At 48.5% G+C, this 14,008-nt stretch carries 11 protein-coding genes and 1 pseudogene; 7 read left to right on the top strand and 5 right to left on the bottom strand.

What is annotated here, in order from left to right; all coding sequences use genetic code 11:
- Positions 1–6 precede the first annotated feature (6 nt).
- The gene (locus HNP82_RS07925; RefSeq protein ID WP_183773091.1) at positions 7–1,746 is read right to left on the bottom strand and encodes an ABC transporter ATP-binding protein; all 1,740 of its coding nucleotides are present in this window, start codon (positions 1,744–1,746) and stop codon (positions 7–9) included.
- Between the two features lie 2 nt (positions 1,747–1,748).
- Entirely contained in the window at positions 1,749–2,207 is a 459-nt protein-coding gene (locus HNP82_RS07920) for a MarR family winged helix-turn-helix transcriptional regulator (protein WP_183773090.1), read from the bottom strand.
- Between the two features lie 197 nt (positions 2,208–2,404).
- On the opposite strand from HNP82_RS07920, the gene HNP82_RS07915 reads away from it, so the two are divergent.
- Entirely contained in the window at positions 2,405–3,286 is an 882-nt protein-coding gene (locus tag HNP82_RS07915) for a LysR family transcriptional regulator (RefSeq protein WP_183773088.1), read from the top strand.
- On the opposite strand, the gene HNP82_RS07910 is transcribed toward HNP82_RS07915, so the two are convergent.
- Positions 3,283–5,034 (bottom strand): Rqc2 family fibronectin-binding protein, encoded by a 1,752-nt coding sequence (locus HNP82_RS07910; protein ID WP_183773087.1) that lies wholly within the window; start codon positions 5,032–5,034, stop codon positions 3,283–3,285. The genes HNP82_RS07915 and HNP82_RS07910 overlap by 4 nt on opposite strands.
- 226 nt (positions 5,035–5,260) lie before the next feature.
- Here HNP82_RS07910 and HNP82_RS07905 point away from each other — a divergent pair, with 226 nt between their 5' ends.
- The 4 genes and pseudogenes from HNP82_RS07905 to rpoZ form a co-directional block, all read left to right on the top strand.
- A complete protein-coding gene (locus HNP82_RS07905; RefSeq protein WP_183773342.1) occupies positions 5,261–6,139 on the top strand; it encodes a YicC/YloC family endoribonuclease in 879 nt (292 codons plus the stop codon).
- A gap of 14 nt (positions 6,140–6,153) precedes the next feature.
- Positions 6,154–6,417, top strand: coding sequence for a DUF370 domain-containing protein (locus HNP82_RS07900; protein ID WP_183773085.1), 264 nt, complete (start codon positions 6,154–6,156; stop codon positions 6,415–6,417).
- 80 nt (positions 6,418–6,497) lie between these two features.
- Positions 6,498–7,121, top strand: coding sequence for a guanylate kinase (gene gmk / locus HNP82_RS07895; RefSeq protein ID WP_183773083.1), 624 nt, complete (start codon positions 6,498–6,500; stop codon positions 7,119–7,121).
- 46 nt (positions 7,122–7,167) lie between these two features.
- Positions 7,168–7,419 (top strand): annotated as a pseudogene (gene rpoZ, locus HNP82_RS18620) (DNA-directed RNA polymerase subunit omega); the annotation flags it as partial.
- Positions 7,420–7,606: 187 nt separating this feature from the next.
- Here rpoZ and HNP82_RS07885 read toward each other — a convergent pair.
- Positions 7,607–9,157 (bottom strand): ABC-F family ATP-binding cassette domain-containing protein, encoded by a 1,551-nt coding sequence (locus HNP82_RS07885; protein WP_183773079.1) that lies wholly within the window; start codon positions 9,155–9,157, stop codon positions 7,607–7,609.
- Between the two features lie 298 nt (positions 9,158–9,455).
- On the opposite strand from HNP82_RS07885, the gene pyrF reads away from it, so the two are divergent.
- Positions 9,456–10,379 carry an orotidine-5'-phosphate decarboxylase gene (gene pyrF, locus HNP82_RS07880; RefSeq protein WP_183773077.1) on the top strand — a complete coding sequence of 308 codons (924 nt, stop codon included), beginning with the start codon at positions 9,456–9,458 and terminating at the stop codon, positions 10,377–10,379.
- 283 nt (positions 10,380–10,662) lie between these two features.
- Here pyrF and HNP82_RS07875 read toward each other — a convergent pair whose 3' ends face one another.
- Positions 10,663–11,331 (bottom strand): gamma-glutamyl-gamma-aminobutyrate hydrolase family protein, encoded by a 669-nt coding sequence (locus tag HNP82_RS07875; RefSeq protein ID WP_183773075.1) that lies wholly within the window; start codon positions 11,329–11,331, stop codon positions 10,663–10,665.
- A gap of 364 nt (positions 11,332–11,695) precedes the next feature.
- Between HNP82_RS07875 and priA the strand changes: the two genes are divergently transcribed.
- On the top strand, positions 11,696–13,963 hold the full coding sequence (gene priA, locus HNP82_RS07870) for a replication restart helicase PriA (protein WP_183773073.1): 2,268 nt from the start codon (positions 11,696–11,698) through the stop codon (positions 13,961–13,963).
- Positions 13,964–14,008 lie beyond the last annotated feature (45 nt).

The following is a 14,008-nucleotide window of genomic DNA, read 5'->3' as shown; positions in this document are numbered from 1 at the left end:
CCTCCTTTACGCTGGCTGGTCAAAGTCGCCGCCGCCCTGGAGCTGTGATGTATAGATCTCCTGATAAATGGCGTTGGTCTTGAGCAGGTTTTCATGGGTATCAAAAGCGTTGATCTGTCCGTCGTCCAGAACAAGGATGCGGTCTGCGGCCTGGACGCTGGAGATGCGCTGGGCGATAATGATCTTTGTTGTGCCCGGAATCTCTCTGGCAAACGCGGCGCGGATACTGGCGTCAGTGGCTGTATCCACAGCGCTGGTAGAATCGTCGAGGATAAGGACTTTCGGTTTTTTTAGCAGGGCCCTGGCGATACAAAGGCGCTGTTTCTGACCGCCGGAAACATTGGCACCGCCCCGTTCAATGCGGGTATTGTAGCCGTCTGGCATACGGTCGATAAATTCATCGGCGCAGGCGGCCTTACATGCGTCAATACATTCTTCGTCTGTGGCGTTAGGATTTCCCCAGCGGAGATTATCCAGAATCGTACCGGAAAACAGTGTGTTTTTCTGAAGCACTACAGATACCTGATTTCTCAGTACTTCGGTATCATATTTGCGAACATCCACGCCGCCGACACAGACAGAACCGTCGTCCACATCATAAAGGCGGCAGATAAGATTGACAAGGCTGCTCTTTCCTGAACCGGTGCCTCCGATAACGCCGATGGTTTCGCCGCTTTTAATGTGGAGATTGATGTCAGACAGGGCGTTTTTGCCGCTGCCGTGTTTGTAGGAGAAGTTGACATGGTTAAAATCAATACGTCCGTCAGGCACTTCCATCACAGGATTCTCAGGGTCGGTCAGATCCGGCTTTTCATTGAGAACTTCGCTGATACGTCGGATACTGGCCATTGACATACTGATCATAACAACAACCATGGACAGCATCATCAGACTCATGAGCAGGGCCATAATGTAACTGAAAAGGCTGGTCAGGTCACCGGTAGTCATAGTGCCGCCCACAATAAATTTGGCACCGAACCATGATACAGAAATAATACAGAAATAAACAGCAACCATCATGGCCGGGTTATTGAAGGCCAGAAGTCCTTCGGCTTTTACGGAAAGATCATAGAGTTTTTTTGCGCCTTTGTGGAATTTGATATTTTCATGATCTTCACGGACAAAGGCTTTGACTACCCGGATGGCGGATACGTTTTCCTGAACACTGGCGTTTAAGTCATCGTAGCTGCGGAACACCTGAGTAAAGATTTTCAGGGTGACGAGCATAATGCCGCCGATGACGATCACCAGGAAAACTACGGCGATGAGGAACATGGCGCTTAAATGGGGACTGATGACCAGACACATGGCATAACTGAAGATGATATTTAACGGGGCGCGGACGGCCACCCGGATCACCATCATATAAGCGTTTTGCACATTGGTAATGTCCGTAGTCATACGGGTGACAAGTCCGGGAACACTGAACTTGTCAATGTTGGAAAATGAAAAGGTCTGGATGTTTGAATAAATGGCTTCACGGAGATTGGCTGCAAGCCCCGATGAAGCGCTGGCGGCGTTTTTTCCGGCAAGAGCGCCGAAGGTCAGGCTTAATGCCGCCATAATGACCATAACGATTCCGTAACGGTATACCGCTGAAAGGTTGGCGGCCTCAAGCCCCTGGTCGATGATCATGGATGTGACAAAAGGCAACAGTATTTCCATGATAACTTCCAGAGCGGTCAAACCGATACACAGGAATGTGTCTTTTTTATATTGTTTGAGCTGTTGTAAAACTTTTCTCACGGTTACAATACCTCCTGTTGTTGATTTTGCGCATACTTAGAAAGATTGAACAGCATCTTTTTCTGCATACGGTCCAGCTCGGAAATTTCCGGGGCTGAAAAACCGTCAAAAACCTGACTGCAGGACCGGGTAATGGCCTGCTGAAGAAAATCCCAGGCGTTTTCCCCTTTGTCTGTGCCAAAGAGAAGTTTTCGACGGTCATCCCCCGGACATTGCTCTGTCCGGACGTAGCCGGCAGACTTCAGACGCTTCAGGATACTTGACAGTGAGGCCATGGATACGCCAAGCTCCTGGTGGATGTCTGTCAGGAAGGTTCCGTCGGGATGTTCGAGGATATACAAAAGAACATAAGCCTGAGCAGTAGTAAAGCCCTGGGCGCCCAGCTCTTTTGTCGTCAGGCACTCCAACTGGATGCTGATCTTGCGGTTATCATGAACCATGGATTTCAGATCTGGTTCCATAATGAACTCACCTCGTTTGCTAGTTATTTGTTCGCATGATAACTATTTGATTCCATATATTTTATAGCATATCATTCCTTGTATGTAAAATACAAATATGTTATAATTGATAAAAAATTTTTATAATACATGCTTATGATTACATCTTTTTTGAAAGGGAGAGTCCCTGTAAGTGCTTGTAAAGAAAGGAGAGCCGCGTGAATACGACTCAATTAGAATGCTTTTTGTCAGTTGCAAATTTTCTTAATTTTTCCAGAGCGGCGGAGCAGCTTAGGATCACCCAGCCGGCAGTGAGCCATCAGATCAGCACATTAGAAGATGAGCTGGAAGTGAAGCTGTTTCAAAGATCCAGCAAGAGCGTGCGCCTGACCCAGGCCGGCCTGATATTTTCTCAGTATGCCAGCGAAATTTTAAGACTTTCATCTTTGTCCAAAGCCCGGCTGAAGGAGTGCCGGGAGCTGATGACAGTACGGCTTGGGATTGGATGCCGGAATTTTGTGGAACTGCAGTTTCTTCGCCCGGTGCTTGCCAGAATGCGCGGGGAATTGCCTCAGATTGATCCTGTTGTCCGCCTGATTCCTTTTGCCTCCCTGGAAAATCTTTTGGAGGAAGAGGATGTGCAGGTGATATCTTGTTTTAAGGACAGCGCGCCCCGAAAAGCGGTATACCAGGAGCTTTTACAGTGTTCCATTGTATGTGTCTGTGCCCCGGATCACCCTTTAGCAGGAGAGTCTGTCCTCACTGTGGGCCAGATGAGGGAGGGGCATAAGATCGCCGTCTGCCCTCCCACGGTCCATCCGCCGGCTCTGCTGGCCGCCCAGAACAGGGTGATCTCCGGTCTGGACTCGGAGCAGGTCATGTTTTGCGATAACCTGGAAATTGTATACACTCTGGTGGAAGCAGGTTATGCCGCCGCTCTGCTGCCGGATATACCTCTGGCCCGCCAGCATGGACTTAAATATATTCCGGTGACAGAGTTTCCCACGTTGTCTTACGGGGTATCTTATCTTCGCAGCGCCCTTAATCCGCCATTGAGACGTTTTTTGTCCATTTTGGAAGATGTGGTAGCTTCAAATTAAGAATTGGCAGAAGCGTCCCGGATGCCGTCAATATTTGGGGCTGCGATCATGGAGTAGTTGGTGTGGTAGATAACAAATCCAGGTTTGGCACCGCTGACTTTTTTTACATGCTTTTTCTGGATATAGTCGATTTCCACTTTATCAGCCCCACGGCCGGATGAATAGTAGGCAGCCAGCCGGGCAGCTTCCTCAAAAGTTTCGTCGGGCAGTTCTTCGTTGTTGCTCTTGACAATGACATGGGAGCCGGGGATGCCTTTGGCGTGGAACCACCAGTCATTTCCTGTGGCCACCTTAAAGGTCAGCTCTTCATTTTGAAAATTGTTTTTGCCCACATAAATGTCATAGCCGGCCGAGGATATATAATGGAAAGGTCGGCTTTTTGACGGCCGTTTTGCCCCTTTGGCGGGGCCGTGGCGGCGGATGTAGCCATATTCTGTCAGCTCCTCCTTGATCTGGGCCAGATCTTCCTCGTAGAGGGCGATATCCAGGGCCGTACGTATGGATTCCAGATGGTCGATCTCCTCCTTTGTCTCCACAAGAAGGGTGTTTAAGGCTTCACTTGTCCGTTTCAGTTTATTGTATTTCTCGAAATAGCGGACGGAGTTTTCATGGGCGGTAAGCTGAGGGTCTAAAGGAATAGTGATCGTCTCATTGGTGTAATAGTTTTCACAGGTAAGAGATTTGGACTGAGGTTCAAGGTTGTACCCGTAAGTGTTGATCAGTTCCCCGTAAACTTTGTATTTGTCCATCTTTTTTGTGTCCGCCATCTGTTTTTGCTGGAGCTGGTATTTTTTCTGGCTCCGCTCCAGAGATGTGTTTACAATGCGCCGCAGATCGGAGGATTTCTGCCGTATCCGGGTGATGGTATTTTTCTGGGAATAATAAGTTTCCAGAAGGGCGGACATGGAGTCAAAGAACTGTGTTTTTAAGTCCCCGTAACAGGTCAGGGGGAGACAGGAAAATTCCACCGGCTCGCCGTCGCGGTAGATGATGGCGGGATCAAAGCGGCACTGGCGGATCAAATCCATAAACGCCTCAAATCCGTTAAATAACTGCTCTTTTTCTTCCAATGTCAAAGTGTCTGTGCTGTGATCACCATCAATGTGGCTGCGATAACAGATCTCCGTGGCAGCGATAGGGCTGATGCCTGTGAGAGATGTGTAGATGGCTTTGCTCACCGGCGCCGGGCGGTTTAAGACAAAGGAAAAGAAGGTGTCCCGATCAACAGACTTGGGGTCTTTCTTTTCTACAGTTTTAGGGATGAAGTAAGTTCGTCCCGGCAAAACTTCCCGGACAGAGCTGACATTTAAGGAAATATGTTTAATGCTGTCGATAATGGTCCCGTCAGGCTGGGTGAATATAATATTGCTGTGCTTGCCCATAAGCTCAGCGATAAGATATTTCATACAGGTATCCCCCATCTCATCCAGATGCTCGATTTCAAACCGGATGATCCGCTCCATATCGGGCTGAACAATTCTTAAAATTTTGCCGCCGGATAGGTGTTTCCTCAAAAGCATGCAGAAATTAGGGGCTGTCATGGGGTTTGATTTGGTTTCGCCGGTGAGATAGATCAGCGGCAGGGAAGCGCTGGCTGAGATTAAAAGCCGGTAATTTGTCCGGTTGTTTTTAACGGTAAGGATCAGTTCATCAGCTTCCGGCTGATAAATTTTATTGATACGGCCTCCGGCAAGAGCCTCATTGAGTTCATGGGTCAATGCCGCGATGACCAGTCCGTCAAATGCCATAGTTAAGTCTCCTTTTTATATAGTAAACGCTTGGCGGTTACTGTTCACTGGCAAGCCAGCGTCAGAACAGTAACCGGCGTGGCTTCATTGTATCAGAAAAAAAATGAAATGTCCATTGACGGAGCATTCAAATTCATTTATAATGTTTTAGATAGTTATACAGGAGCATATAAAGCCATGGGATAACTTCATTATGATAAAAGAAAAGAGAAATGCAGGTGACCCGATGATACAGAGTATGACTGGATTTGGCCGGTGCGAGATAGAGGCCGATGAACGCAAGATTGTTGTTGAGATCAAGGCTGTGAACCATCGGTACTGCGATATTAATGTGAAGCTTCCAAAAAAGCTGGGCTTTTTTGAATCTTCTATACGCAGTCTGATCAAAAGGTACATTCAGCGGGGCAAGGTGGATGTATTTATTACTTATGAAGATTATACAGAACATAATGTCTGTCTGAAATACAATAGGGCGCTGGCTGGGGAATATCTTGAATGCCTGGAAGATATGAGAGATCAGCTCCATATTAAAGATGATATCGCAGTGACTACTTTGGCAAGATTTCCGGAAGTTTTTACTCTTGAGGAGCAGAGCATTGACGAGGAGGAACTGTGGAAGCTGGTTGAGAAAGCGGTAGATGCAGCCTGCCGGAAATTTGTACAGACACGTATAGATGAGGGAGCCCGGCTTAAATCGGATATTTTGGTTAAACTCGACGGTATGCTTGAAAAAGTAGCATTTATTGAAGCCCGTTCTCCTGAGATTTTGAAGGAGTACCAGCAAAAGCTCCATCAGAAAGTTCAGGAGCTTTTGGGAGATACTGCGGTGGATGAGGCCAGACTTTTGACGGAAGTGATGATCTTCGCCGATAAGATCTGTGTGGACGAAGAGATCGTCCGCTTAAAGAGCCATATTGAAAATATGAAGGAAACCTTGGAAGGTGAGGACAGTGTGGGGCGAAAACTGGATTTTATCGCTCAGGAGATGAACCGGGAGGCCAATACCACCCTGTCAAAGTCCAACGATCTGGCATTGTCCAACTGTGCCATTGATCTGAAAACAGAGATTGAAAAGATCCGTGAGCAGGTACAGAATATTGAATAATAGGGAGGCTGCCAATGACTGGATTTGTTAATATTGGCTTTGGCAATATTGTAAACGCCACAAGGATCGTGGCCATGATCAGCCCGGATTCGGCACCGGTCAAGCGTCTTGTTCAGAGCGCCAAGGATACGGGGATGGCTATTGACGCCACTCAGGGCCGGAGAACAAGGGCAGTTCTGGTCATGGATGACGGTCATATTTTATTGTCCGCATTACTGCCGGAGACGATTTCAAGCCGATGGGAATCCCACAGCGGCGTGGGGATCGCTGAAAACTGAAACAGCGGTATTCGTAACAGTTTGGTGAGCTGAACTGTTACCGGTATTATACATTCTATAAAGATAAGGATGATGAGGTTATGAAAAAAGAGGGAATACTTACAATCATCTCCGGTTTTTCCGGTGTGGGGAAGGGAACCATTGTGTCCGCCCTCCTGCGTGAGTACCCGAAAGAGTACTGCCTGTCCATATCTGCTACGACCAGAGCCCCCAGAGAGGGGGAGAAAGACGGTGAAAATTATTTTTTCGTCAGCCGGGAGCAGTTTGAGACAATGATCCGTGAGGGAAAGCTTCTGGAATACGCTCAGTATGTGGATAATTATTACGGCACGCCGGGAGATTTTGTCCGGGAGAAATTAAGCCAGGGGATCAATGTGATCCTCGAAATTGAGATGCAGGGCGCGTTAAAGATAAAAGAACAGTACCCCGATACCCTTCTGATCTTCATCGTCCCGCCTAAGGCCAGTGATCTGCTGGACCGGCTTATAAACCGGGGGACAGAGACAAAAGAGCAGATCGAGGGACGGCTCAGACGTTCCGCTCAGGAAGCCGTGTATATGAAAGATTACGATTATATTGTTGTCAATGATAAAGTGGAGCGGGCGGTTCACCAGATCCATCAGATTATTGAAAATGAGCAGGACAGAGTGTGCCGCCGGGAGGAATTTATTGACCAGCTCACCTGTGAACTTCATCAGTGGTGATGAGGTTCTGGTCCGGTGGCATATTAAGTGAAAGGAGAATAAAGATATGTTACATCCGTCTTATACAGACTTAATGGAAGTTATCAACAGTGATGTGGAAGAAGGGGAGCAGCCGGTTGTTTCCAGCCGTTACTCCATTGTTATCGCCGCGGCAAAACGGGCGCGTCAGATTATTGCCGGTTCTGAGCCTTTGGTAGATGGCAGGAACAAAAAGCCTTTATCCATCGCTGTGGAGGAGTTATATAAAGGTAAGGTAAAAATCCTTAGCGTGGATGATATGGACGAGGATGACGACAAGATCCTTGAGCATACCAACGATGTGTTTGACGTATCTCTGGAAGAAGAGGAAGAAAACGATGATGAACTTTTCGATGACGAGAAAGATTCTGATGAAGAAGAGGACGACGAGGAAAGTCTGGATTTTGATGAAGAATAAATGATGATCCCAGGGGAGCCGCAATGGCCCCCCTTTTTTTAGACTGAAGTTAAATACGTGTGGCCCACTGGCGGCAGTCCCACACATCGGTCACAATATCCTCATAAAATTCCGGTTCGTGGCAGATTAAAAGTATGGAACCCCCGTAGGCTTTTAGGGCCCGTTTAAGCTCATCTTTGGCGTCCACATCCAGATGATTGGTAGGCTCGTCAAGCAAAAGTACGTTTGTTTCCGTGTTGAGAATTTTACAGAGCCGGACTTTGGCCTGCTCGCCGCCGCTTAATACACGGACAAGGCTCTCAATGTGCTGGGTGGTCAGTCCGCATTTGGCAAGGGCGGACCGGACTTCATACTGGGTCCAGGAGGGAAATGCGTCCCAGATTTCCTCAATACATGTGGTCTTGTTATCGCTGCGGACTTCCTGCTCAAAATATCCTTTATAAAGATAGTCGCCAAGGCTGACCCGGCCGGACAGGGGAGGAATCAGGCCAAGAATGCTTTTGAGAAGGGTGGTTTTTCCAATACCGTTAGCTCCGGTGAGGGCGATTTTTTCGCCTCTTTCCATGCGGACGTTAATGGGGTGGGACAGGGGCGCGTCGTAGCCGATGACAAGATCTGTCGTTTCAAAGATCATTTTCCCTGAGGCTCTTGATTCCTTAAAATGAAATTCCGGTTTCGGCTTTTCGCGGACAAGCTGGATTTTTTCCATTTTATCCAGTTTTTTCTGCCGGGACATGGCCATATTTCGGGTAGCTACTCTGGATTTGTTTCTGGCCACAAAGTCTTTTAATTCGCTGATCTCCTGCTGCTGCCGGTTGTAGGCGGCCTCAAGCTGGGCTTTTTTAACGGCGTAGACTTCTAAAAAGTGGTCGTAATCGCCCACATAGCGCTCAAGGGACTGATTTTCCATGTGGTAGATCAGGTTGACAACGCTGTTTAAAAAGGGAATATCATGGGAGATCAGTATAAAGGCATTCTCGTAGTCGTTTAAATAGCGTTTGAGCCACTGGATATGATTTTCATCCAGGTAGTTGGTAGGCTCATCCAAAAGGAGAATGTCCGGTTTTTCAAGGAGAAGTTTTGCCAGAAGGATCTTGGTGCGCTGGCCGCCGCTTAAATCCTCCACGTCCCGGTCCAGGCCCAGGGCGTCCAAATCAAAGGCGCGGGCAATCTCATCAACTTTTGCGTCAATGTTATAAAAGTCGTGCTGGGTGAGCATTTCCTGGATCGTGCCAAGCTCGTCTAACATGGCGGTCATTTCGTCTTCCCCTGCGTCGCCCATCTGCTGGCATATCTCATTCATTCTTTCTTCCATATTAAAGAGGTAGCTGTAAGCGCTTTTTAATACATCCCGTATGGTCATGCCAGGCTCAAGGACGGTGTGCTGGTCAAGATAACCGGTGCGCACGTTTTTTGCCCATTCCACAGTTCCCTCGTCGGGCATGAGCTTCCCTGTAATAATATTCATAAAAGTCGATTTTCCTTCGCCGTTGGCGCCAATGAGGCCAATATGTTCCCCTTTAAGCAGACGGAAGGATACATTGGAAAAAATAGCTCTGTCGCCAAAGCCATGACTCAGATTTTTTACATTTAATATCATAAATTTACTCCTGATTGCAGTGTTTTTGTCGCCGTTTGTGCCGGCTTCCGGGAAAAACCCGGTGTTTGTAGATGAAGCGTTACAATTATACATGAAACCTGTGGGAAAAGCAATGACAGAATGTTGCGCCACAGGTTATCCTATGGTAAAATGAGGCAAAGAGGTTACTGTCCACTTTGTGAGCAGTAATGCAAGGTGACTATTCAGCCGCACAAGCGACGGTAAAGCAGCATTAGCTGCGGGAATTTTTAGAGGCATGGCTGAATTGTTACAATGCAAGAAAAAGGAGGGCTTCCCAGTGATTGATAAATTAGTAGAAAAGATTAAAAAGACAAAGGCACCCATTGAAGTTGGCCTGGATCCAATGCTTTCTTATGTGCCGGAGCATATCAAGGAAAAAGCTTATAAAGATTTTGGCGAGACCCTGGAGGGGGCTGCCGAGGCTATCTGGCAGTTTAACAAAGCCATCGTGGATGCCACATATGACCTGATCCCGGCAGTAAAACCCCAGATCGCCATGTATGAACAGTTTGGTATTCCGGGACTTATGGCCTTTAAAAAGACAGTGGATTACTGTCACAGCAAGGATCTTATTGTGATCGGTGATATTAAACGCGGAGATATCGGTTCCACATCCGGCGCTTACGCCACAGGCCACCTTGGAAAAGTGATGGTGGGAAGCAAATCCTACTACGGCTTTGATGAAGATTTCGTGACAATTAACCCATATATGGGTACAGACAGCGTTCAGCCTTTTATTGATGTGGCTGTCCCTGAAAAGAAAGGTATGTTTATTCTGACAAAGACCTCCAACCCATCCAGCGGTGAGTTCCAGGATCAGTTAGTGAATGGCCGTCCTCTCTATGAACTTGTGGCCGAGAAAGTTGTACAGTGGGGAGAGCAGCATATGGGAACATGCGGATACAGTTATGTAGGCGCTGTTGTGGGTGCTACCTATCCGGAAATGGGCGCGGTACTCCGCAAGCTGATGCCTAAAACTTATATCCTTGTGCCGGGCTACGGCGCTCAGGGTGCCAAAGGTTCCGATCTGGTGAACTATTTTAACGAGGATGGCCTTGGCGCTATCGTCAATTCTTCCAGAGGCATTATCGCGGCCTACAAGCAGGAAAAGTATGCCAAATTCGGACCTGAAAACTTTGCCGACGCCTCACGCCAGGCAGTTATTGATATGCGCGAGGACATTGGGTCTGCCATCGGATAAAAATGAAATAAAGGACTAAAAACAGATAAGGGGCTGGCCCTGGGAGTTGAGAAATTGATTTCCCAGGTGTCAGCCCCTTTTGCGTGTCCGATGACTTCATGATCCGGCGCTCAGCCCACTTAATCTCATGATGCCAGGGGGTCAAAAGGCTTTTTGGCCCCCAACACCATCTCATAAGCATAAGCCAATGGCTCTGTCCGGATAAGCTCCCTGACCCGGACAGGGCCATTTGGTATTTAGAAGAAAAACCAGGGGGAAAATAACAGGGATGAGGCGGCAGGGACTACTGGTGGGAGCAGGCTCCTATAAAATCCCTGAAGATCAGAGAACCGTCGGCCAATGTTGCTCTGTATTCGCCTTGGGGAGAATATTTTAAGGGCATTCGTTCCGGATGCCACTGGACAGACAGCAGAGGGAGAGATCTGTGGATCATGGCTTCGATACAACCGTCAGGGCTGCGCTGGACGGGAATAAGATCTTTGCCGATCCGTCCGATGGCCTGATGATGATTGGAATTAACTGTCAGAGTTTTTCCTTTGTAAAGATCATAGAGGCGAAAATTGGTGCTGGTTGTCACCGGATGGAGAAGATCTTTGTCCGGATGCTGATGAAGGTTTACGCCGGCCATGTGCTGAATCAGCGTGCCGCCAAAGTATACATTGATCACCTGATGCCCCCGGCATATGCCAAGAACTGGTTTTTTGGCCCGGACAAAGTGGTCGAGGAGGGCGAGTTGAGAGAGATCCAGGAAATCATCAATATGCCGGGATGCTGTGTTTTTTTCGCCGTAAAGAACCGGGTTTACGTCATAGCCTCCCGGCAGGAGAAGTCCGTCAAAGGATGCCAGACCGGCAGCGGACAGGGAAAGAACAGAATCAGCGCCCTGCCGGCGGACCGCACGGACATAGTTGTCGTAGCGCGGGCCGGCAGCGGCGATAAGGATTTTAGACATAAGACACTTCCAAAAGTGTTTTACTATATAGAGATGCCGTTTTTGACGGAAAGGTTACTCCATATACCTGCTTCTGTCATTTGAAAACTGAGCAGCTAAGTTCTGCTTGAACTTATCATACATCTTCGCCCTTTCTGGATTTTCATTAATTTCAGTTTACTACATTCGGTAAGAAAAATATAGTGCGGCGGGCTGAATAGTTACCAACTGTTATGGAAAACTTTCAAAGGCGGATTGCAGTTTAAGGCTCTGAATGATATACTATATGAATGAGTTGCCAGATAAAGGGGCATTAGACACGGATTGCTCCCCGCTTTGTGCGTTCGCAATCCCGACAAACATGAGAAAAACAAGGTGTGATGCGATGCCGGATGTATACGCGGATGTTGTGGTGGATATTGCGGCAGGAAACCTGGACCGGGTTTTTGCCTACAAAATACCGGAGCGCCTGGCCGGACAGGTGGATATCGGCAGTCAGGTGATGATCCCCTTTGGAAAGGGGGACCGTCAGATCCAGGGTTTTGTAGTCAATATGACCGGACAGCCAGATTATGATGTCAATAAAATAAAGGAAATTTCTCAGGTGGTCAACAGCGAGCTTGCCATAGAAAGCCAGCTCATCCGTCTGGCCTGGCAGATTAAAAAAGTTTACGGCGGGACCATGAGCCAGGCTCTAAAGACCGTGATCCCAGTGCGGCGCCAGGTCAGAGCCATTGTGGAGCGGACTTACGGCCTGAATCCGGACCACTTTGCAGTTTCACAGTATTATGAGAAAATAAAAAATGATAAAAGGTATGAGGCGAGAAAAAGGCTGATAGACTTTTTTCTGGCTCCGGCGCTGTCCGGAGAAGACGGCGGCGTTAGTCTGTCCATGGAGGATATAAAGGCCGGAGTGAAGGCGTCAAAAACTGTGGTACAGGCCCTTGTTGATGAGGGAATACTGGTGGAACAGACCTTCCGCCGTTACCGCAGCCCCGTGAAGGCTTATATGCCCCCGGAGGCGGCGGTAGTTCTTAATGAGGAGCAGCAGAGGGCTGTGGATGATATTTTAAATGACACATCCCATCTGGTTCACCTGCTTTTTGGGGTTACCGGCAGCGGCAAGACGGAAGTGTATATGGCCCTTATTGCCCGGATTTTGGAAAAAGGGCGCCAGGCTATTGTCCTGATCCCGGAGATCGCCTTGTCACTCCAGACTGTGTCCCGTTTTCATGCCCGCTTCGGCGACAGGGTGGCAGTGATGAACTCACGCCTGTCTGACGGGGAAAAGTATGACCAGTATCTGCGGGCAAAGCGGGGGAAAGTGGATATTGTGGTAGGTCCCCGGTCCGCCCTGTTTATGCCTTTTGACCGCCTGGGAATGATTATTGTGGATGAGGAACACGATGGGGCCTATAAAAGTGAAAACACGCCCCGTTATCATGCCAGGGATGTGGCAGCCTGGCGGGTGAAGATGGCGGGGGCAAAGCTGGTTCTTGGCTCCGCAACGCCGTCTGTGGAGTCCTACGGCCGGGCAAAGGCGGGGATTTACAGCCTTCATACCCTCACATCAAGAGCCCGGTCAGGAAGCCGGCTGCCCCAGGTGTCCGTGGTAGATCTGCGGGAGGAGTTTCGCCGGAATAACAAAGGTATTTTCAGCGGAAAACTGTTAAAATATATGGAGGAGGCTCTGGCCCGGAAAGAACAGATTATTCTGTTTTTAAACCGCCGGGGATTCGCCGGATTTGTGTCCTGCCGAAGCTGCGGCTATGTCTTTAAGTGTCGCCACTGCGACGTGTCCATGACGGTCCATACAGGAGGTATGCTTAAATGCCACTACTGTGGTTGGGAACAGCCGCTGCCGAAAGTATGCCCCCAGTGCGGTTCTCCCTATATTGCCGGCTTCGGCTTGGGAACCCAGAAAGTGGAGCAGCTTATTTATCAGACATTGCCGGGAGTGAAAGTCCTCAGGCTGGACCGGGATACTACGGCACAAAAAGACAGTATGGAAAATATACTGGAAAAGTTTCGCCGCCATGAGGGGGATATCCTTGTGGGAACCCAGATGATTGTCAAAGGCCACGATTTTCCCAATGTGACCGTGGTGGGCGTCCTGGCCGCCGATCTTTCCATGTTTTCCAACGACTATATGGCCGCCGAGCGGACTTTTCAGCTTTTGACTCAGGCGGCCGGGCGCAGCGGCCGGGACCAGAAACCGGGACAGGTGGTGATCCAGACCTATAATCCGGAGCATTACAGCATTGTCTGCGCCAGCCGTCAGGATTACCTGTCCTTTTACCGCCAGGAGATTAACTACCGGGCCATGATGAATTACCCGCCGGCTGTCCATATGCTTGTGGTGCTGGCCCTTGGAAGAGATGAAGGAAAGGTTGGAAAGCAGATCCATGCCCTGGCCGCCGTGGTGAAGGATTTTGCCGCGAAAAATCATGGCGGTGAAATGATCCTTGTGGGGCCGTCGGACGCTTCCATTTCCAAAGGCAAGGATGTATACCGAAAAGTATTTTATTTAAAGCATAAAAATTATTCTGCTTTGATACAGGCCAGGGAATTTCTGGAAAAATATATGAGAACCAGCGAATATTCAAGGGAAGTGAGCCTGCAATTTGACATGGATCCCATGTCTGTGTATTGATACAAAACCAGTGCCGTAGCAGAATAGTTACATTACATGAATAAA

Origin of the sequence: Catenibacillus scindens, assembly GCF_014202115.1 — a bacterium.
GTDB classification, from domain to species: Bacteria; Bacillota; Clostridia; order Lachnospirales; family Lachnospiraceae; genus Catenibacillus; species Catenibacillus scindens.
This window is presented reverse-complemented; position numbering and strand designations above follow the sequence as displayed.